General features: G+C 66.0%; 22 protein-coding genes. 21 read left to right on the top strand and 1 reads right to left on the bottom strand.

All coding sequences use genetic code 11. The features are described 5' to 3' along the window. The first annotated feature begins 7 nt into the window (after nucleotides 1-7). The 16 genes from rplC (at nucleotide 8) to NB3_RS24580 (ending at nucleotide 12,320) form a co-directional block, all read left to right on the top strand. A complete protein-coding gene (gene rplC / locus NB3_RS24655) occupies nucleotides 8-673 on the top strand; it encodes a 50S ribosomal protein L3 (RefSeq protein ID WP_067808076.1) in 666 nt (221 codons plus the stop codon). Continuing rightward, complete coding sequence (rplD, locus tag NB3_RS24650) at nucleotides 670-1,344, top strand: 50S ribosomal protein L4 (protein WP_067808073.1); 675 nt, start codon at nucleotides 670-672, stop codon at nucleotides 1,342-1,344. Before rplC ends, rplD begins: the two co-directional genes overlap by 4 nt. Then, complete coding sequence (gene rplW, locus NB3_RS24645; protein WP_011207266.1) at nucleotides 1,341-1,646, top strand: 50S ribosomal protein L23; 306 nt, start codon at nucleotides 1,341-1,343, stop codon at nucleotides 1,644-1,646. Before rplD ends, rplW begins: the two co-directional genes overlap by 4 nt. A gap of 33 nt (nucleotides 1,647-1,679) precedes the next feature. Next, on the top strand, nucleotides 1,680-2,516 hold the full coding sequence (gene rplB / locus NB3_RS24640; RefSeq protein ID WP_039795441.1) for a 50S ribosomal protein L2: 837 nt from the start codon (nucleotides 1,680-1,682) through the stop codon (nucleotides 2,514-2,516). 15 nt (nucleotides 2,517-2,531) lie between these two features. Then, nucleotides 2,532-2,813: a 30S ribosomal protein S19 gene (gene rpsS / locus NB3_RS24635; RefSeq protein ID WP_043719741.1), complete on the top strand. Its 282-nt coding sequence runs from the start codon at nucleotides 2,532-2,534 to the stop codon at nucleotides 2,811-2,813. Beyond that, on the top strand, nucleotides 2,810-3,211 hold the full coding sequence (rplV, locus tag NB3_RS24630) for a 50S ribosomal protein L22 (RefSeq protein WP_067808071.1): 402 nt from the start codon (nucleotides 2,810-2,812) through the stop codon (nucleotides 3,209-3,211). The genes rpsS and rplV overlap by 4 nt, the downstream gene beginning before the upstream one ends. After that, complete coding sequence (rpsC, locus tag NB3_RS24625; RefSeq protein WP_067808069.1) at nucleotides 3,212-4,006, top strand: 30S ribosomal protein S3; 795 nt, start codon at nucleotides 3,212-3,214, stop codon at nucleotides 4,004-4,006. A 3-nt stretch (nucleotides 4,007-4,009) separates the two neighbouring features. Then, nucleotides 4,010-4,426: a 50S ribosomal protein L16 gene (gene rplP, locus NB3_RS24620; RefSeq protein WP_063021258.1), complete on the top strand. Its 417-nt coding sequence runs from the start codon at nucleotides 4,010-4,012 to the stop codon at nucleotides 4,424-4,426. Then, complete coding sequence (gene rpmC / locus NB3_RS24615) at nucleotides 4,426-4,665, top strand: 50S ribosomal protein L29 (protein WP_040864843.1); 240 nt, start codon at nucleotides 4,426-4,428, stop codon at nucleotides 4,663-4,665. Before rplP ends, rpmC begins: the two co-directional genes overlap by 1 nt. Next, entirely contained in the window at nucleotides 4,662-4,934 is a 273-nt protein-coding gene (rpsQ, locus tag NB3_RS24610) for a 30S ribosomal protein S17 (RefSeq protein ID WP_043719750.1), read from the top strand. Before rpmC ends, rpsQ begins: the two co-directional genes overlap by 4 nt. A 189-nt stretch (nucleotides 4,935-5,123) precedes the next feature. Continuing rightward, nucleotides 5,124-5,936, top strand: coding sequence for a phosphatase (locus NB3_RS24605; RefSeq protein WP_067808066.1), 813 nt, complete (start codon nucleotides 5,124-5,126; stop codon nucleotides 5,934-5,936). Nucleotides 5,937-6,503: 567 nt separating this feature from the next. After that, nucleotides 6,504-7,082: a helix-turn-helix domain-containing protein gene (locus NB3_RS24600; RefSeq protein ID WP_169810743.1), complete on the top strand. Its 579-nt coding sequence runs from the start codon at nucleotides 6,504-6,506 to the stop codon at nucleotides 7,080-7,082. Nucleotides 7,083-7,358: 276 nt separating this feature from the next. Further along, entirely contained in the window at nucleotides 7,359-7,514 is a 156-nt protein-coding gene (locus NB3_RS24595; protein WP_157111988.1) for a lariocidin/triculamin family lasso peptide core domain, read from the top strand. A 180-nt stretch (nucleotides 7,515-7,694) separates the two neighbouring features. Continuing rightward, entirely contained in the window at nucleotides 7,695-8,864 is a 1,170-nt protein-coding gene (locus NB3_RS24590) for an asparagine synthase-related protein (RefSeq protein WP_084823638.1), read from the top strand. A 7-nt stretch (nucleotides 8,865-8,871) separates the two neighbouring features. Then, the gene (locus NB3_RS24585) at nucleotides 8,872-10,629 is read left to right on the top strand and encodes an ABC transporter ATP-binding protein (protein ID WP_084823637.1); all 1,758 of its coding nucleotides are present in this window, start codon (nucleotides 8,872-8,874) and stop codon (nucleotides 10,627-10,629) included. Further along, a complete protein-coding gene (locus NB3_RS24580) occupies nucleotides 10,626-12,320 on the top strand; it encodes a bis-aminopropyl spermidine synthase family protein (RefSeq protein WP_084823636.1) in 1,695 nt (564 codons plus the stop codon). The genes NB3_RS24585 and NB3_RS24580 overlap by 4 nt, the downstream gene beginning before the upstream one ends. 60 nt (nucleotides 12,321-12,380) lie before the next feature. On the opposite strand, the gene NB3_RS24575 is transcribed toward NB3_RS24580, so the two are convergent. Further along, nucleotides 12,381-13,307, bottom strand: coding sequence for an NAD-dependent epimerase/dehydratase family protein (locus NB3_RS24575; protein ID WP_067808125.1), 927 nt, complete (start codon nucleotides 13,305-13,307; stop codon nucleotides 12,381-12,383). Nucleotides 13,308-13,399: 92 nt separating this feature from the next. On the opposite strand from NB3_RS24575, the gene NB3_RS24570 reads away from it, so the two are divergent. From NB3_RS24570 to NB3_RS24550, 5 genes are all read left to right on the top strand, one after another. Continuing rightward, entirely contained in the window at nucleotides 13,400-13,624 is a 225-nt protein-coding gene (locus NB3_RS24570; RefSeq protein ID WP_067808056.1) for a ribbon-helix-helix domain-containing protein, read from the top strand. Continuing rightward, complete coding sequence (locus NB3_RS24565; protein WP_067808053.1) at nucleotides 13,621-14,067, top strand: type II toxin-antitoxin system VapC family toxin; 447 nt, start codon at nucleotides 13,621-13,623, stop codon at nucleotides 14,065-14,067. The genes NB3_RS24570 and NB3_RS24565 overlap by 4 nt, the downstream gene beginning before the upstream one ends. Nucleotides 14,068-14,387: 320 nt before the next feature. Then, complete coding sequence (locus NB3_RS24560) at nucleotides 14,388-14,867, top strand: EXLDI protein (protein ID WP_067808050.1); 480 nt, start codon at nucleotides 14,388-14,390, stop codon at nucleotides 14,865-14,867. Nucleotides 14,868-14,909: 42 nt separating this feature from the next. Continuing rightward, nucleotides 14,910-17,060 carry an MMPL family transporter gene (locus tag NB3_RS24555; protein ID WP_067808043.1) on the top strand — a complete coding sequence of 717 codons (2,151 nt, stop codon included), beginning with the start codon at nucleotides 14,910-14,912 and terminating at the stop codon, nucleotides 17,058-17,060. Between the two features lie 220 nt (nucleotides 17,061-17,280). Next, nucleotides 17,281-18,342, top strand: coding sequence for a fatty acid desaturase family protein (locus NB3_RS24550; RefSeq protein ID WP_169810742.1), 1,062 nt, complete (start codon nucleotides 17,281-17,283; stop codon nucleotides 18,340-18,342). The last annotated feature ends 7 nt before the right edge of the window (nucleotides 18,343-18,349 follow it).

The following is an 18,349-nucleotide window of genomic DNA, read 5'->3' as shown; positions in this document are numbered from 1 at the left end:
TCGAGACATGACTGACAACAAGAACAGGCCTGCCGCGGGCATCCTGGGCACCAAGCTCGGCATGACCCAGGTCTTCGACGACAACAACCGCGTCGTTCCGGTGACCGTCATCAAGGCAGGGCCGAACGTCGTCACCCAGATCCGCACCGTCGAGCGCGACGGCTACAGCGCCGTCCAGGTCGCCTTCGGCGCCATCGACCCGCGCAAGGTGACCAAGCCGGTCTCCGGCCAGTTCAGCAAGGCCGGCGTCACCCCGCGCCGCCACGTCGCCGAGATCCGCGTCGCGGACGCCTCCACCTTCGAGGTCGGCCAGGAGATCAACGCCGACGTGTTCGAAGAGGGCACCTACGTCGACGTCACCGGCACCAGCAAGGGCAAGGGCTTCGCGGGCACCATGAAGCGCCACGGCTTCCGTGGCCAGGGCGCCTCGCACGGTGCGCAGGCCGTGCACCGCCGTCCGGGTTCGATCGGTGGCTGCGCCACCCCCGGCCGCGTGTTCAAGGGCATGCGCATGTCGGGCCGGATGGGTAACGACCGGGTCACCACGCAGAACCTGTCGGTGCACAAGGTGGACGCCGAGAACGGCCTGCTGCTGATCAAGGGAGCGATCCCGGGTCGCAAGGGCGGCGTCGTGATCGTCAAGAGCGCCGTGAAGGGTGGTGCGCACGCATGACCAGCCTCGAGAAGAAGGCCAACCTGACGCTGCCGGTCAAGGAGATCGGCGGCAAGACCAACGGCACCGTCGACCTCCCCGCGGAGATCTTCGACGTGACCGCCAACATCGCGCTGATGCACCAGGTCGTCGTGGCCCAGCAGGCCGCGGCCCGCCAGGGCACGCACGCGACCAAGACCCGTGGCCAGGTCTCCGGCGGCGGCAAGAAGCCGTACCGGCAGAAGGGCACCGGCCGCGCCCGCCAGGGTTCGACCCGCGCGCCGCAGTTCACCGGCGGTGGCACCGTGCACGGCCCGCAGCCGCGCGACTACACCCAGCGCCTGCCCAAGAAGATGAAGGCCGCCGCCCTGCGTGGCGCCCTGTCCGACCGGGCGCGCAACGAGCGCATCCACGTGATCACCGAACTGGTGGCCGGGCAGACCCCGTCCACCAAGACCGCCAAGAGCTTCCTGGCCGAGCTGTCGGACCGCAAGAAGTTCCTGGTCGTGGTGGGCCGCGAGGACGTCGCCGCGTGGAAGAGCGTGGCGAACCTGCAGAACGTGCACCCGATCGCTCCCGATCAGCTCAACACCTACGACGTGCTCAACAGCGACGACGTGGTGTTCAGCGTCGAGGCGCTCAACGCGTTCGTGCACGGCCCGGCCGAGGCTGCACAGGAGGAGAGCAAGTGACCACCATCGCCGACCCCCGCGACATTCTGCTGGCGCCGGTCATCTCCGAGAAGTCCTACGGACTGATCGAGGAAGGCACCTACACCTTCCTGGTGCACCCGGACTCGAACAAGACGCAGATCAAGATCGCCGTGGAGAAGGTCTTCGGTGTGAAGGTGACCAGCGTCAACACCGCCAACCGTCAGGGCAAGCGCAAGCGGACCCGCTTCGGTTACGGCAAGCGCAAGAACACCAAGCGCGCGCTCGTGACCATCTCGGCCGACAGCAAGCCCATCGAGATCTTCGGAGGCCCGGTCGCGTAAGCGCCCGGGAGTCCAGAAAGCAGAGAAGAACTCATGGCAATCCGTAAGTACAAGCCGACTACGCCGGGCCGTCGTGGCTCCAGCGTCTCGGACTTCGCCGAGATCACCCGGTCGACCCCGGAGAAGTCGCTGCTGCGCCCGCTGACCAAGTCCGGCGGCCGCAACGCCCACGGCCGGATCACCACCCGGCACCGCGGTGGCGGGCACAAGCGCGCCTACCGCCTGATCGACTTCCGTCGCCTGGACAAGGACGGGATCCCGGCCAAGGTCGCGCACATCGAGTACGACCCGAACCGCACCGCGAACATCGCGCTGCTGCACTTCGTGGACGGCGAGAAGCGCTACATCATCGCCCCCAAGGGCGTGACGCAGGGCACCCGCATCGAGTCCGGCCCGACGGCCGACATCAAGCCGGGCAACAACCTGCCGCTGCGCAACATCCCGACCGGTACCACCATCCACGCGGTGGAGCTGCGTCCCGGTGGCGGCGCCAAGCTGGCCCGTTCGGCCGGCATGAGCATCCAGCTGCTCGGCAAGGAAGGCCCCTACGCCACGCTGCGTATGCCCTCCGGTGAGATCCGCCGCGTCGACGTGCGCTGCCGCGCCACCGTCGGCGAGGTCGGCAACGCCGAGCAGTCGAACATCAACTGGGGCAAGGCCGGACGTATGCGCTGGAAGGGCCGCCGCCCCACGGTCCGTGGTGTCGTCATGAACCCGGTCGACCACCCGCATGGTGGTGGTGAGGGCAAGACCTCCGGTGGTCGCCACCCGGTCTCGCCGTGGGGTCAGCCGGAAGGCCGCACCCGCAAGCCCAACCGTCCGAGCGACAAGCTCATCGTCCGCCGTCGCAAGACCGGCAAGAAGCGCTGAAGGAGGAGGTAAGAAATGCCACGCAGCCTCAAGAAAGGCCCGTTCGTCGACGACCACCTCCTGAAGAAGGTGGACGTGCAGAACGAGAAGGGCACCAAGCAGGTCATCAAGACCTGGTCGCGTCGTTCGACCATCATCCCCGATTTCATCGGGCACACGTTCGCGGTGCACGACGGCCGCAAGCACGTGCCGGTGTTCATCTCGGACAACATGGTCGGGCACAAGCTCGGTGAGTTCGCGCCGACCAGGACGTTCAAGAGCCACGTCAAGGAAGACCGGAAGAGCAAGCGGCGATGACGACTGAGACTCAGAACCCGACTGCGCGCGCGACCGCCAAGCACGTTCGCGTCACCCCGATGAAGGCCCGCCGGGTCGTGGACCTGGTCCGCGGCAAGCGCGTCGAGGATGCCCTCGCCCTGCTGAAGTTCGCGCCCCAGGCCGCGAGCGAGCCGGTCGCCAAGGTCGTCGCCAGCGCCGCGGCCAACGCCGAGAACAACCTCGGCCTGAACCCGGCCACGCTGGTCATCTCGACGGCGTACGTCGACGAGGGCGCCACCCTGAAGCGGTTCCAGCCGCGTGCCCAGGGCCGTGCGTTCCGCATCCGCAAGCGCACCAGCCACATCACCATCGAGGTCGAGAGCATCCCCACCGCCGGTGGAGCCACTCGTAACCGCCGGAAGGGAGGGGCAAAGTAAATGGGACAGAAGATCAATCCCCATGGCTTCCGCCTCGGTATCACCACCGACTGGAAATCGCGTTGGTACGCGGACAAGCAGTACGCGGACTACGTGAAGGAAGACGTCGCGATCCGCAAGCTGCTGGCCACCGGCATGGAGCGGGCCGGCATCGCCAAGGTCGAGATCGAGCGCACCCGTGACCGCGTGCGGGTGGACATCCACACCGCGCGTCCGGGCATCGTGATCGGCCGCCGCGGCGCCGAGGCCGACCGCATCCGCGCCGAGCTGGAGAAGCTCACCGGCAAGCAGGTGCAGCTGAACATCCTCGAGGTGAAGAACCCCGAGTCGGATGCGCAGCTGGTGGCCCAGGCCGTCGCCGAGCAGCTGTCCAACCGTGTGGCGTTCCGTCGCGCGATGCGCAAGGCCATCCAGTCGGCCATGCGTTCGCCGAACGTCAAGGGCATCCGTGTGCAGTGCTCGGGCCGTCTCGGCGGCGCCGAAATGTCGCGCTCGGAGTTCTACCGCGAGGGTCGGGTGCCGCTGCACACGCTGCGCGCCGACATCGACTACGGCCTCTACGAGGCCAAGACCACCTTCGGTCGCATCGGCGTGAAGGTCTGGATCTACAAGGGCGACATCGTCGGTGGCAAGCGTGAGCTCGCCGCCGCTGCCGCCGCGCCCGAGCGTCCGCGCCGGGAGCGGCCGAGCCGCCCGCGTCGGTCCGGTTCCACCGGCACCACCGCGACCAGCACTGAGGCCGGGCGCGCCGCCACCGCGGTGGCCGACGCTCCGGCAGAGACACAGGAGGGCTGACGCATGCTGATGCCTCGCAAGGTGAAGCACCGCAAGCAGCATCACCCGGGCCGTTCCGGTACGGCCAAGGGCGGCACCTCGGTGGCGTTCGGCGATTTCGGCATCCAGGCGCTGGAGCCGGCCTACGTCACCAACCGGCAGATCGAGTCGGCGCGTATCGCGATGACTCGCCACATCCGCCGTGGCGGCAAGATCTGGATCAACATCTACCCGGATCGCCCGCTGACCAAGAAGCCCGCCGAGACCCGTATGGGTTCGGGTAAGGGTTCGCCGGAGTGGTGGGTCGCGAACGTCAAGCCCGGTCGCGTGATGTTCGAGATGAGCTACCCGAACGAGGAGACCGCTCGCGAGGCCCTGCGTCGCGCGATGCACAAGCTCCCGATGAAGTGCAGGATCGTGACCAGGGAGGAGCAGTTCTGATGGCTACCGGAACACCGGCCGCAGAGCTCCGCGAGCTCACCGAAGAGGAGTTGGTGGCCAAGCTGCGCGACTCCAAGGAAGAGCTGTTCAACCTGCGCTTCCAGATGGCGACGGGTCAGCTGGACAACAACCGTCGTCTGCGCGTCGTCCGTCACGAGATCGCGCGCATCTACACGGTCATGCGTGAGCGTGAGCTCGGTCTGGCCACCGGACCCGCTGGCAAGGGAGATGCCGCATGAGCGACAAAGCAGAAGGGCAGCGCGGCACCCGCAAGGTGCGGGTCGGCTACGTTGTCTCGGACAAGATGAACAAGACGATCGTCGTCGAGCTGGAAGACCGTAACCGGCACCCGCTCTACGGCAAGATCATTCGCACCACCTCGAAGGTGAAGGCGCACGACGAGAACGAGATCGCCGGCATCGGCGACCGCGTTCAGCTGATGGAGACCCGTCCGCTGTCGGCCACCAAGCGCTGGCGTCTGGTCGAGGTGCTGGAGAAGGCCAAGTAAGCCTCTCCGCCACGGCGTGAAACCCGAAGGCCCGTTTCCCGTTCCGGGAGGCGGGCCTTCGCCGTGTGCGGAGTGGGTACTGTCGTGTGCGTGTCGCGGGCAGCGATGGGGCGAACCGGCACCGCCGCCTGACCGCAACCGCGACGACTGGCGCCGACGGCCGATGCGGAGGTATGAGCGGTGGGGAACGTGACTCGACCCGACCAGCCCGATGACCGTGCGCGGCTGCGGGAACATCTGCTGCGGACGCGGATCGCGGGGGATGTCGCGACGCCTCGGGAAGGGAATCTCGCGAACTATCGCAAGATGGTGGATAAGGATCCGGGATACCAGTTCGGGCTGACGCTGAGGAATTGGACGTTCGCCGAGACCCTGGAGATGATGGCGCGGCTGTGCGGGGTCGGTTCCGATCCCCGTCATGTCCGGGGGCCGGACACCATCGACGTCGACCTGACGCTCGACGCGCTCGACGCGATGGCAGAGCGGATCGGACTCGCGGCCCGCCGCGAGGAGACGGTGATCCTGGCGACCGGGCATCCGGACACGCTGATGGGCGTCTATCGCGCGGCCGCAGACGCGCTGCGGGCGGCGGGCTGTGTGGTGCTCACGCCTGCCGCCGGGTGGTCGTATCGGGCCACCACGCCCTTCGGCCCTCAGCACCGCGAAATCGTCTACACCTCAGGAGTCGCCGCGCTCGGCACCGACGGCACGCTGCGACACACGCATGACCCGCATCCGATGCGGGCGGTCCTGCGGGAGTTGCGCGACGCCGCGACCGGCCGGTGGCCAGGTCTGGTCATCGCCGATCACGGCTGGGCCGGAGCGGCGGGCGAGGCGGGCATCGAGACCGTCGGATTCGCCGACAGCAATGACCCCGCCCTGTTCGCCGGGCACGCGGAAGGGAAGATCGCGGTCACGGTGCCACTCGACGACGGCGTCCACCCCGGCCACTACCGACCTCTGACCGCGTATCTGCTCGACCGCGCTGGACTCGGCGGGTGACGCCGACCGTATGTCGCGGCCACGGCTTCGCCGCTCGGACCATGCGCGCCAACGCATCTCGGCTTGTTCGGCGAACCGCTCGGCCGGTATTTGCGTCTATTGTGGACGGTGGGCCGACTCCAGGACGGAGGTGAGGTGTGCAGGAGCCGGGAGACTCCAGCCCCGCACGGGCGAGCATGCCTCGAGTACGGGCGGCCGCAGTCAAGGGGGTGGGATGTCGGTTCGAGCGTATCGGGCACGCCTGCGCGGGGGAGCGCTCCTCCGCGATCCGGAGGTCGTATCGACCTCGGTCTTTCGATGTCGGCATGTGATGCCCCCGTGAGCGTCGCGAACTGATCGCGAGCGCGGGCGGCTCTGCCGCGGCAGGCGGCGCGCGGCGGTATCGAACGAGTGCCGGGCGCGCGGTTCGGCCGCGTTCGAGATGTCCGGCCTCGGCATGTGCGTCACCATCGTAACGGGGGCGATAAGCGAGGAAGTCGCGCATTCTTTTCGAGTGGGAGGAGGCTCGATAGGTCATTGTGGCGGTTCGGCTAAGTTGACAAATCAGTGATCTCGCGAAGGATGATCATGGGGCGGGCGTTGAAGAAACTGAATCCTGACCAGTCGGCACAACACAGATTCGGGGCGGAATTGCGGCGATTGAGAATATCGCGCAATTTATCACAGGTCGAGCTGGGGCGCCTGCTGATGCACAGCGGATCGACTGTGGCGAAAATAGAGAAAGCCGAGCGATGGCCGAGTTCGGAATTCGCCGAACGCGCCGACGAAGTCCTCGGCGGCGGGGGGAAACTACTCGAACTACTGTCCACTGCGCGTCGTGAACGGGCGATCGGACTATCCAATGTGCGGAGTGGCATCACCTGGAATTCGAGAAGCAATTCCGAAGCCTCCGCGCGGACGCGCGGTCGCTGCGACGGTTTCGGCGGCCAGTCGACCGGCGATCCATCCGCGCCGGGCTCGGCGGAAGCCACAGAGTTGGACAGCGTGGTCGCGGAATGCCTGGCTGCGCTGCGCAGCGCGGTCGAGGAGCATCCCGAGGGAGAGTACCTGACCAGGCATGTCGACTTCGTCATCGACGTGATCGACTACCACTTCGGCGGCCGTGTGCGGACGGCCTACCGGTTCGCCTACCGCGCGGGTGCGTGATGGCGTAGGTGGTGTGAACGCTTCATCGAAGCCGGGGGCCGCAGTACGCTGCGGCCCCCGGCTCGCGTTTCGGCACGCCGCGGGCGAAGCGGCTCGCGCATCCGTCCAATTCCTGTGCAAAACCGTATCAGTGCTCGAATACTCCCAGCATCCATTCGTACATCCGTATCGTCCGATTCGAAATCATTGAAACCTCATTCTGGTCCGGGTTTCATGGGAATCGGCGCTCGGTTGAATCAACCGGACGCACCGAAGAAATTGATGAAGGAGATATCGATGGCGAAGAAGAGCAGCCCCGGCGACGGCACCCACGGCAAGGGCGTGCGCGGCGGTCGTGCCGATGCCTACGACCGCACCGCGGCGGAGGGAATTCAGAGCAACATGGTCGCTCTGGCGGAGACCGTGAAGTCCTTGCAGAAGGCGCCCAAGTAGGGCGGAACTCCGGAGGCTTGCCCAGGTCCGCTCGGACCGGGCAGGCCTCCCTTCTGTAAAGGGGGGAATATCATCGTGCTGACGAATAGCATTTCGCGGAGAAAGCTGGCGCTCTGGCTCGCCCTCCCCGCGATCAGAGGCGAGTTCGGCCCAACGCATCCATTCGAAAACGAGCCGGACATGGTGCTGGAGCAGCCGTGGCCCGCGCCCGACCGGAGCCTGCGAGACCTGCGCGCGGAATTCGTCGCGGCCATCGAACGTGTGGTCGGCGACAGCGCCGATATCGCCGTGTCCACGTCGGGCGGGCTCGACTCGCTCGCGGTCCTCGTCAACGCCGTACGCGCTTTCGGCGACGAGCGGAAGGTGAGGGCGGTCGCCATCGAGATGATCGACGATCGGGGCCGGTCCAACGTCCCGGTCATCGAGCGGGTGTTGCGCGGTCTCGATCTGCGTTGCGAACTGCGCACGGCCCCGCTGTCGCAAAGGCCGGCAGGCCGCCCGCAGTGGCACCCGGAAGGTCCGCGGCTGGACGCGCTGCCGGACGCCAACCGCGTTGTCGCCGAGCTCGCGCATGCCGCGGGCGCGGAGGTCATCCTCTCCGGCGACGGCTCCGACGAACTGCTGGGAAGTACGCAATTCCTCACCCTCGAGCTGTTGCGCGCGGGCCGGTGGCGTGACCTTCCCGGCTACTGGCGCGATCATCCGGGCGAGCACTACTCCACGGCGAAGCTGGAAGCCGTCGCGCTGCGGGCCGCGTTCGAACGGAAGCGGAAGCGGGCGATGCTCTATCTCGCCTCATCCTGGCCCGAACTGTGCCGCAACCCGTCGCACGATTTCTTGCGAGAGCCCTACCGCGGCCTCGCCGACGAATGGGCGGGGTCCTGGATCGGATCGTTGGTCGCCATGCACGAGCACCACCACGCCACCTTCGCGACGATGGATGCCTGGAGCAGCCTCTATCCGCATCAGAGGCTGCGCACTCCAGGATTGGTCCGTGCCGAAGATCCCTTCCTGGAACCGGGATTCGTCGCCGACGCCCGCAGACTGCCCCTGCACATGCGATACGACCCTGGCTACCCGTGCGCGTACTGGCGGAGGAAGTCGCAGGTCGTCAAGCTGCTGCCGGCCGAGGCCGTGCCATACCTGCCCACGGAGAAGCAGATATTCTCCCGAGCGATCCTGGATCGTGTCGATACCGAGGTACTCGCAGCGGACACGCTGGTGGACAGCGGAATCCTCGACGCGGGGGCGCTGCGCAAAGAAATTGATCCGATGGTGGCCACCCGTATCATGGAAGTCGAGCTGTGGCTTGCCGAAGCGATTGATCTCGGCTACGAGATCGTGGATTGACGGGATCATGAATTCGACAGTGGACACGCCGGCGCGAACTTCGCTGCGGGATCTGCTCGCTTGGACCAGAGGCAATCGCATCAGATTGTCTTTCGCCGGATCGGCGGCCTTGCTCGCGGCGGGTCTCGGGTTGCTGCAGCCGATGATCGTCAATTGGACCATCGACCGGGCGATCGCCAAGAATTCGGTAGTCCTGTTTCTCGTGCTGCTGGTGGCGGTTTTCCTCGCCCAGGCCATCCTGCAGGCCTACGCGCTGTTCCGGCTCGATCAAGCGGGGGAGCGCATGATCCTTCGCATCCGAAGAGCCCTTGTCGATCGCCTGATCAGGGTCGATTTAGCCGTGCTCGCAAAGCAGCGGCTCGGCGACTTGATTTCGCGCGCGACGACCGATACGACCCTGTTGCGCGACGCGTTGGTCTATGACGTGGTCGGCGCGGCCGTCAACGGCGTGATCATCATCGGCGGAATCGGGATGCTGCTTTGGCTCGACCCTCTGCTCGCCGTCATCGTGCTGACCTTGGTATTCGCCGCGGGTTTCGTCGTCGCCGGCGCGCTGAAAGGCATTCGCCGGGCCGTGACGGCCGCGCAGGACAGCACCGGTGCGCTCGCCTCCGACTTGGAACGCGTGCTCAGTGCGGTGCGCATGGTTCGCATCCATCGCATGGAAGAGCGGGAATCGGACCGACTGGCGCAGGTGGCCGGGGAAATATACCAGCACAATGTGCGGGCTGCGCGCCTGAGTTCGGCGATATCGCCCGCGATCGAAATGGGCATCCACGCCTCTTTCGTAGTCGTGATCGTCGTGGGTTTGCAGCGTGTCTCCGGCAATCACATGATGATCGGCGAACTCGTCGCTTTCCTGCTGTATGTGAATTATCTGTCGGCCCCGATGATGGGGATCCTGGATTTCGGGCGGGCCATGCAGACCGGCCTGGCGGCACTACAGCGGGTGGACACGGTCCTCGATCTTCCCGCCGAGACGGACCGGCGACCCGAGGAGAACCAGCAGTGTGAGACGAACCTGCCTGCTGAAACCTCCGGCCTGATACTGCGCAATGTGCGATTCAGCTATGGAGACCGGCCCGTGCTGCGTGGCATAGATTTTCGCGTCGCACCGTGCACCATGGTTGCCATAGTCGGACGTTCGGGGGCAGGGAAGAGCACGATACTGAGCTTGCTCGCCAGATTCTATGATCCTTCCGAAGGATCCATAATGTTGAACGGCCGCGACGCGCACAGCGAGCATTCCCTGCATGACTGGCGCGCCCGAGTCGGTCTCGTCGAGCAGGATTCCCCGAGCATGTTCGGAACGCTGCGGGACAATATCTGCTATGGCACGCCGGAGTCCGCGGAGAACTGGTTGGAGCAGGTCGTGGACATGGCGGGCCTGGCCGATCTGGTCGAACGTCTCCCCGAAGGTCTGGACACGCCGGTCGGCGAACACGGGACGTCGCTGTCCGGCGGTGAACGGCAGCGCGTCGCGATCGCGCGGGCCGTGTTCGGCCGGCCCGAACTGCTGCTGCTCGACGAGCCGACCGCGCATCTGGACGGCATCACCGAGGATCTGATCGCCGAGAACTTGCGGCGCCTCGCGCAGGGATGCACCGTGCTGGTCGTCGCGCATCGGCCTTCGACGGTTCAGGCGGCCGATCAGGTCGTGGTGATCGAGGACGGGCGCGTGGCAGCCGCGGGCGGATACGCGGATGTGTACGACCGGCTCCCGACGTCGGTGCGGGGTGAACCGGCCACTATCGTGAGAACGTGACCGATAACAACCATCTCGGCAGTGGGGGTCTTGCGATCGAGAAGGTGGCCGCAGTTGTCGAAGCTGCCGGTGTGGCCGGGCGTCAGCTGCGGGAAGTCGTCTACGCGGTCGGCACGGAGGAGCACACGCTGGCTTCGCTGGTGCGGTCGACGGCCGTCCCGCGGCGGACCGTGGAAGACGTTCTGTCGGCGCTGGGGGACGATCTCGAGTATCAGGGGGAGACCTTTCGGCTGCGCGCCGACCGGGTGGACAGCTACGCCGCACGCTTCGATTTTCCGCAGCTGCGACGCACCGAGCTGATCGATCCGCTGGCGGCGCGGATGTCGCAGCACACCGACACCATCCGGATCGTGCGGGACCTGATCCGGCGGGCGCCGGCGTCGCGCCAGGACATCGACCACGTCTCGGCCACAGCGGAAACCGTTGTGCGACGCGCCCTGTGGATGGATTCCACCTTCGACTTGGCCGGGTCGCGGATTCTCTTCGTCGGCGATCACGATCTCACCTCGATCGCCACCGCGCTGGTGTGCCCGCGGGCGAGTATCACGGTGGTCGACTTGGACGAGCGCATTCTCGAGTTCATCGATACCGAGACCGCGGAGCTGCCCAACGAGGTGCAGTGCCTGTTCGCCGATCTTCGCCTCGGCCTGCCGACAGCCGCCGCCCGGTCCGCCGATCTGGCGGTGACCGATCCGCCGTACACGCCGGAGGGCATCAAGCTGTTCCTGGCTCGCGGTCTCGCGGGCCTCAGCGACAAAGAGAATTCGCGGATTCTCCTGGCCTACGGGTTCAGCGCCCGGCAACCAGCGCTGGGTTTGAAGGTGCAGAACACGGTCCGCGATCTGCATCTGGCGACCGAGGCGATGCTGCCGAAGTTCAACCGGTATCTCGGTGCGCAAGCCGTCGGGAGCTCGGCTGATTGGTACGTGTGCAGGCCGACCTCGCGGACCTGGCGTTCGCTCGAGTCCGCGCAGGGCGGCGTCGCGGCGAACATCTACACCCACGGTCCGCAATCCCTCGAAGGAGGTACCGGTCAGCTCGACAGCGAGTTCGTGGATTACCTGCTGGAGCAGACCACGGGGGAGGCCGCGGTACTGGTCGGCGACGGCTGGGGTGGCAGTGCCGAAGGGCGGGCGAAGGTCGGCCTGGACACGTTGCTCGCCAACGGGATACCCGCCGCGCACAGTCGGCGTGGACTGTGCAGTGTGGTCGCGAACTTGGCGAAGGACCCTGGCGGCTGGTTGCTGCGGGTACTGCTGGCCGCGAACTGCCGCGAGGTGGTCGCCGTGGTGCCCGATTCGCATCCCGATGTGCGCGACGCGCGGTCGCTGGCGCGATTGTCCTCGTCGGTATCCGCCAAGTACGGGCTGCGCGTCACCCGCGATACACCGCGAGCCGGATATCTGATCGTGCACGCGGACGCGGTCGACACTGCCGGTCCGGACGACGCGGTCGTCGGCTTCCTCTTGAGCCGTGCGCACGGAAAAGTCGGAAACGTCTGGCGGGACGGGCTGATTCGCCATGCGTCGGGTGAATCCGAGCTGACCAAGCGGCAGGCGAAAGAGCTGGTGCAGACCACGGCGTCGAAGAGCAAGCTGCTCGGGCTGCCGCTGATCGAACTCGCGCGTCACGACGTCGCCACGGTGGTGGCGGATGTCCGCGCATCGATGCGCGCACTCGCGCACGGTTGACCCGCGCGGGAGTGATGAGTTCGGACGGGCTGGTTCGCGGCGATGGGTGGGTCGCAGCGATCAAGACGGGCCGGGTGATCCTTTGGTCTCGTCGGTCCGGGCGATACGCCAGGTGTCGCGAACGATCGTTTCGATGTCCGAACGACAAGGACGCCAAGGTAATTCGGTCATCGCCTTCGTGGGATCGCTGATCAGCGCGGCCGGTTCGGGCGCCGGTGGCCGGTGGGTCAGCTGGATGCGGCGGCCGGTCTGCCGTTCGACCGCGGCGACGACGTCGAGGATGCTGCTGCCACGGCCGCCGCCGATGAGATAGCGCCGTTCGCCGCTCATCGGCATATTCTCGACGCACGCGACGAAAGCGGCCGCGGCGTCCGCGATATGCAGATAGTCGCGAACCGCGCTGCCGTCGCCGTTGACTTCCAGCGCCGAGCCGTTCATCGCGGCGGCGAACGCACGGGGCACCAGACGCGTCGGATCGGGATCCACGCCACCGGCTACGTTCATCAAGCGCAGCACGACAGCGGACAAGCGACCGGTGGCCGCCTGCGCACTGATCGCCCACTCGGCCGCCAGCTTGCTCGCCGCATACGGGTGCGGGGGCGCGTCGGGTAGACGCTCCGTCATCGGCTGCCGTTCGGGAGTTCCATATATCGATCCGGTGGAAGCGAAGACCATCCGCGATACTCCGGCGGCGGCCATCGCATCCAGCAACGCGACGGTCCCGCCGGTATTGACGCGGAAGTACCGCAGCGGATCGGCCGCCGACTCGCGGGCCCGAGTGAGCCCGGCGAGATGGCACACCACCTCCACCCCGTCCAGCGCTGCGCGCAGCCCGCCCTCGTCCAGCAGGTCGGCGACCCGAGTCGCCACCCCCAGGGCCGAACCGCTCCCGCGCACCATCGCGATCGGCTCGTGCCCGGCACCGGCCAGCAGCTCCACCACCGCTCGGCCCAGATAGCCGTTCGCTCCGGTCACGAGTACCCGCACCACACGATCCTGTCATCGAGTGGGGGTGGCTGTAGCCCGGGTGGAATTATGAGAAGCACTCCGATTGGTATCAGGGCTGATACCATCATGGTATGGCTTGGACCATGCGGTTGCCGGAGGACGAAGAGGCGGCGCTGAATGCGCAAGCCGATGCCGAGGGGCGCTCGAAGCACGAAATCACTCGTGATGCGGTCCGGGCGTATCTCATGCGCCATCGCAAGTGGGACTCTCCCTTGCTCAGTGATGACGAGACTTTCGATCTAGGTGGGCCCATCGGCAAGGACGACATCCGTAATGCGATGAACCGGCCCGCATGATCGTCATCGCAGACCCCTCGGGAATCCTCGCGCTTTTCAATCGTTCGGATCCTGAGCACTTCGCGGTGCGGCGAGCCGCGGATTCGGCTAGCGCGATCGTGGTGAGTCCGCTGGCGCTGACCGAGGTGCATCATGTGGCAAGCGTTCGAGCTGGACGCAAGGTGGCCGACGGCATCCTCGCTCTGCTGGCCGATCGGGTTGCGTCGACGCGAATCGTCGTCTCGGGCATCGATGCGGCACAGCTGCATGCCGCTGTCGGTATTCGTGGGAAGTACGGCGATCTCAATCTGGACCTGGTCGACGCTGCGTGCGTGGCTCTAGCGGACGAATTCGATACCGACGCGATTCTCACGCTCGACCGCCGTGACTTTCGAGCCTTGCGGCCCGTCAGTCGTTACTCCGCGTTCCGGATCTTGCCGGACGATTGGAGTTCCAGCACCTGATGCGTGCCAGTCGGCGCGGCAAGGTTCATCCTGCATGCGCGGCAGGAGTGAAGCCGTGGCCGAGGTCGGCGTTGTTCGAGGGAGGTCCGCGGGGCCTCGAACACGGTCGGCCGGTCGGGCGGGCCGGCTAGTCGAGCGCTTCGGTGTTCGGACGGGCCCTCGGGCGGCTCTTGCGTTATACGTATACATCTACTTATAGTGAGATGACGGCCCGGATGTTCTGAGAACTCGAATCCGCACCGGTAGAGCCGGATTCGGGGCGGGCCGGTCGATGGTAGACGCATGCCCACATGCGCACTGATCTATGAAATGGGGACATCATGACCACCGATCCGAACGACCCGAGCGATGCGGACACTGTCGAGGCGCGGGCTTGCGGCGTCACCATCGTGAAGGAATCGGCCGAGCCGGGCGACGCGGAGGACTTGCGCCAGATCGTGTTGCGCGTGGGGCCGGGAGGCGGGCGGCAGCAGCGGTTCTTCGGCAGGCTGCTCGGCGAGTCCCGGGAATACAGCAAAGTCGGGATGAACGTGGTGCGGGTCTATGTGAGCCGCAAAGGCAAATTCGTGGTGCACCGCCGGGAATCGGACTGGCGCGAAATGTCGGTCGCGATCGACTGGACCGAATGGAAGAATTGGCGCGAGCTGCTGCGGCCGGGCAGCGGCGAGCGTGAGTGGGGTGATTACACGGTGGAGATCGTGGACTCGCCCGCTGAACTGCGCGGCCGGATTTTGGAGCACATCTACCGGACGGTCGTCGACGTGGCCGAGAACCCGAACTCGCAGGACCTGCAGATCTGAGATACCGCCGCTTTTCCACATCCGGAAAGGATCTATTCGCAGATGTTCGCACGACTGGGGGCCGTGGTCGTCCACAATCCGTGGAAGGTGATCGGCCTGTGGGTGCTGCTCGCCATCGCGGTGGTGGCCGCGGCGCCGGAACTGAAATCCACCACAGATCAATCAGCGTTTCTACCCTCGCATTACGAGTCGATTCAAGCGTTGGAGTTGCAGCAGAAGGCTTTCCCGGACAGCTCGGCTCCCGCGGCGATCATCGTGTTCGCCCGGCAGGACGGCACGCCATTGACCGACGCGGACGCCGCTTCGGTCGTCTCGATCGGCAACGCCTTGCGCGAGGACCAGATCAAGGACGTCATCGGACTGCAACCGACGCCCCCGTCGCAGAACCGCCTGGTCCAGATCATCGCGGTGCAGATGACGAAGGTGACCAATCCGAACGACACCACGCAGGGCGACGCGGTCAAGGCGCTGCGCAAGCAGCTGAAGGAGCGCGTCGAAGGCACCGAGCTGAAGGCGGGCATCACCGGCCAAGCGGCGCAGGTGCTGGATCAGCGGGAATCGGGTGACAAGGGTTTGGCGATCGTCGGCATCGCCACCGTCGTGCTGATCCTGGTGCTGTTGCTGATCATCTTCCGCAGCCCGGTGATCGCGTTGCTGCCGATCGTCGTGATCGGCGCGATCTCCAGCATGGTCAGCGGGTTGATCGCGGTGGTCGCCAAAGCCTTCGACTTGCAGATCGACGCATCGATCAACGCGATCCTGGTGGTCGTGCTGTTCGGTGTCGGCACCGACTACATCCTGTTCCTGATGTTCCGTTACCGCGAGCGGCTGCGGGCGGGCGAGGATTCGAAGACGGCCATGGTCAGCGCCGTCACGCGGGTGGGCGAGGCGATCACGTCCGCGGCGGGCGCGGTGATCATCGCGTTCATGGCGCTGGTGTTGTCCACGCTCGGCATGTTCCGCGCCATGGGCCCGGCGCTGGCGATCGCGGTGGCGGTCGCGCTGGCCGCGGGATTGACGCTGGTGCCCGCAGTGGTCTCGCTGTTGGGCACCAAGGTGTTCTGGCCGTCGAAGGCGTGGCGCACCGAACCGAAGGGCGCGCGGTTCACCGCGATCGGCAATGCGCTCGGCCGGCGGCCCGGTCTGTTCGCCGCGGTCTCCGGCGGGGTCCTGGTCGTGCTCGGGATCTTCGCCTTGGGTTTCCACCCGACGTTCGACCTCAGCTCCGGATCGACCTCGCAGGCATCGGAATCCGTCGTCTACAGCAAGGAGCTGGTCAAGGGCCTGCCCGCTGGGACCACCCAGCCGACGGACGTCCTGTTGCAGTCCGGCGGCGGCGAATTGGCCGGCGATCAGCTCGCCCTTTACCGTGCCGCGCTGGCCGCGGTGCCGGGTGTGGGACAGGTGGCCGAGCCGAAGTTGTCCGCGGACAAGTCGATCGCCGACTTCGCGGTGACGCTCGACGCCGCACCGGAGTCGGACGCCGCGCTGGACACCGTCTCCGGCCCCCTGCGCGATGTCGCCCATTCGGCCGCGCCCGCCGGCGCCACCGCCGCGGTGGGCGGTCTCACCTCGGTCTTCGTCGACTTCCAAGAGGCGATGGCGCGTGACTACTCGATCGTCTTCCCGGTGGCGGCGATCCTGATCATGATCGTGCTGGGTTTGCTGCTGCGCAGCCTGGTCGCACCGTGGTACCTGATGGCCTCGGTGTTCCTCGGCTTCGCCGCCACACTCGGCGCCGCGGTGCTGGTGTTCCAGCACATCCGGGGCGAGACCGGCCTGATCTTCACGCTGCCGGTGATCATGTACCTGTTCGTGGTCGCGCTTGGCACCGACTACAACATCCTCATGGTCGCCCGCTTGCGGGAAGAGGCGCGCGAGGGTAATGAACCGAAACAGGCCGCGGCGCTGGCCCTGCGGCACACCGGCCCCACCATCGCGGCGGCCGGAGTGATCCTGGCGGGCACGTTCGCGTCGATGATGCTCGCGGGCAACAACGTCCTCGCGCAGATGGGTTTCGCCATCTCGGTGGGCATCGCGATCGCGGCCTTCGTCATGGCGATGTTCTTCACGCCCGCGCTCACCGCGCTCATCGGGCACAAGGCGTGGTGGCCTGGGCATGGGGACGAGAAGCCCGGTGGGGCGGGGCCGGAGTCGCGGGAGGTCGTCGGGAGTTCGGTCGGCGAGGGCTGATCGGAGCCGGAGCGTTCACCACCTGCGCTCGCGGATAAATGAACCGGAACAGAGCTGTGCACCCGGGTTTACCGGGTGCACAGCTTTTCGTGCACGCATTTCCCATCGCTGGCGAATCCTGCTGGTGCAGCTAGGTTTTCACCCGTGCCGGGGCAGGTGGACGTGCGCGTCGACCGCCGTGAATTCATCAGCGGCAGGGCGCCGCGGCAAGGATGCGATGTTGACTACGGGACAACGAAGCGATGACCTCACTCCGCTGCCTGGTCGCGTGCCTCGCTACAGGTTCGATCCCGAGATCGACAGCGAGGTCAGAACATTGCGACAGCTGGACAATTGGCACGGGCCGTTGGCGTTGATCGGTGACTGGGTGGTCATCGCGGCCGTAGTCATCCTTTGCGAGCAGCTGTCGGGGTGGATATGGTGGCTCGTCTATCTCTCCGTGGCGCTGACTGTCATCGCGACCAGGCAGCGTGCGCTCGCGACACTGGTTCATGAGGCGGTACACGGGACGCTGGCCCAGCACGAGGGACTCAACAAATTTCTCGGAACATGGTTTTCGGGGTATCTGATCCTGCAACCGTTCGAGGCGTTCCGGCGCAGCCACATGCGGGATCATCACGGCAGTTTCGGTGATGTGCGCAAAGATCCGGACTTCCGGGCACATATCGCCGCCGGCTTGTACAAGCCGCAATCCGGCGCGACGTTCGTATGGCGCTACATGGTGTTGCCGCTATCGGGGCAGCAGACTTCGGCAATCGTGAAGGAGTTGCGACTCTCCGGAACCCGGGACGAGGCGCTCCCTGGGCTTGCGGTTACGGGTTACCTGGCAGCACTTGGCCTGCTCTGCTGGACTATCGGTTACGGACCCCAATTTTTGCTTTATTGGATCGTTCCGCTGCTGTTCGTACTGCCGCTGATCAACTGGTACATGGCGTTGCTGGAACACTTTCCGCTCGTCGGAAACAACAACATCGACCTGCAGACCACTCGCCATCGCGTGCTGGGCCCGGTCTCCTACCATTTCCTGGGCGTACACAATGAAGGCTACCATCTGGACCATCATCTCTCGCCGATGATTCCGTACTGGAATCTACCGAAGGTGCACGAAATCAGGTTGCGCGACCCGATCTACGCTCGCGTCATCGAGGAAACCGCGCCTAAGTCCAAAACCGTTCTCTGGCAATTCCGAGATATTGTGCGTCAAGTTTCGGAGGGTAAGACCAGTACGCGGCTCGGTCAGTTCACCCGCATCGAGCTCATCGAGCAAAGGGATCGGCAATAAGGTATGT

It is taken from the genome of Nocardia beijingensis NBRC 16342, assembly GCF_001612785.1.
In the GTDB taxonomy this organism is placed as follows: Bacteria; Actinomycetota; Actinomycetes; order Mycobacteriales; family Mycobacteriaceae; genus Nocardia; species Nocardia beijingensis.
Note: the sequence above shows the minus strand (reverse complement) of the source record. Positions and strands in the feature narration are given on the sequence as shown.

Bases quoted from the DNA above. Each gene is read 5' to 3' on its own strand.
- NB3_RS24595 (WP_157111988.1), top strand. From the start codon at position 7,359: ATGGCGAAGAAGAGCAGCCCCGGCGACGGCACCCACGGCAAGGGCGTG.
- rplP (WP_063021258.1), top strand. From the start codon at position 4,010: ATGCTGATGCCTCGCAAGGTGAAGCACCGCAAGCAGCATCACCCGGGC.
- NB3_RS24560 (WP_067808050.1), top strand. From the start codon at position 14,388: ATGACCACCGATCCGAACGACCCGAGCGATGCGGACACTGTCGAGGCG.
- NB3_RS24570 (WP_067808056.1), top strand. From the start codon at position 13,400: ATGGCTTGGACCATGCGGTTGCCGGAGGACGAAGAGGCGGCGCTGAAT.
- rplV (WP_067808071.1), top strand. From the start codon at position 2,810: ATGACGACTGAGACTCAGAACCCGACTGCGCGCGCGACCGCCAAGCAC.
- NB3_RS24565 (WP_067808053.1), top strand. From the start codon at position 13,621: ATGATCGTCATCGCAGACCCCTCGGGAATCCTCGCGCTTTTCAATCGT.
- rplD (WP_067808073.1), top strand. From the start codon at position 670: ATGACCAGCCTCGAGAAGAAGGCCAACCTGACGCTGCCGGTCAAGGAG.
- rplC (WP_067808076.1), top strand. From the start codon at position 8: ATGACTGACAACAAGAACAGGCCTGCCGCGGGCATCCTGGGCACCAAG.
- rpmC (WP_040864843.1), top strand. From the start codon at position 4,426: ATGGCTACCGGAACACCGGCCGCAGAGCTCCGCGAGCTCACCGAAGAG.
- rpsQ (WP_043719750.1), top strand. From the start codon at position 4,662: ATGAGCGACAAAGCAGAAGGGCAGCGCGGCACCCGCAAGGTGCGGGTC.
- NB3_RS24555 (WP_067808043.1), top strand. From the start codon at position 14,910: ATGTTCGCACGACTGGGGGCCGTGGTCGTCCACAATCCGTGGAAGGTG.
- rpsC (WP_067808069.1), top strand. From the start codon at position 3,212: ATGGGACAGAAGATCAATCCCCATGGCTTCCGCCTCGGTATCACCACC.
- rpsS (WP_043719741.1), top strand. From the start codon at position 2,532: ATGCCACGCAGCCTCAAGAAAGGCCCGTTCGTCGACGACCACCTCCTG.
- NB3_RS24585 (WP_084823637.1), top strand. From the start codon at position 8,872: ATGAATTCGACAGTGGACACGCCGGCGCGAACTTCGCTGCGGGATCTG.
- NB3_RS24590 (WP_084823638.1), top strand. From the start codon at position 7,695: ATGGTGCTGGAGCAGCCGTGGCCCGCGCCCGACCGGAGCCTGCGAGAC.
- NB3_RS24600 (WP_169810743.1), top strand. From the start codon at position 6,504: ATGGGGCGGGCGTTGAAGAAACTGAATCCTGACCAGTCGGCACAACAC.
- rplB (WP_039795441.1), top strand. From the start codon at position 1,680: ATGGCAATCCGTAAGTACAAGCCGACTACGCCGGGCCGTCGTGGCTCC.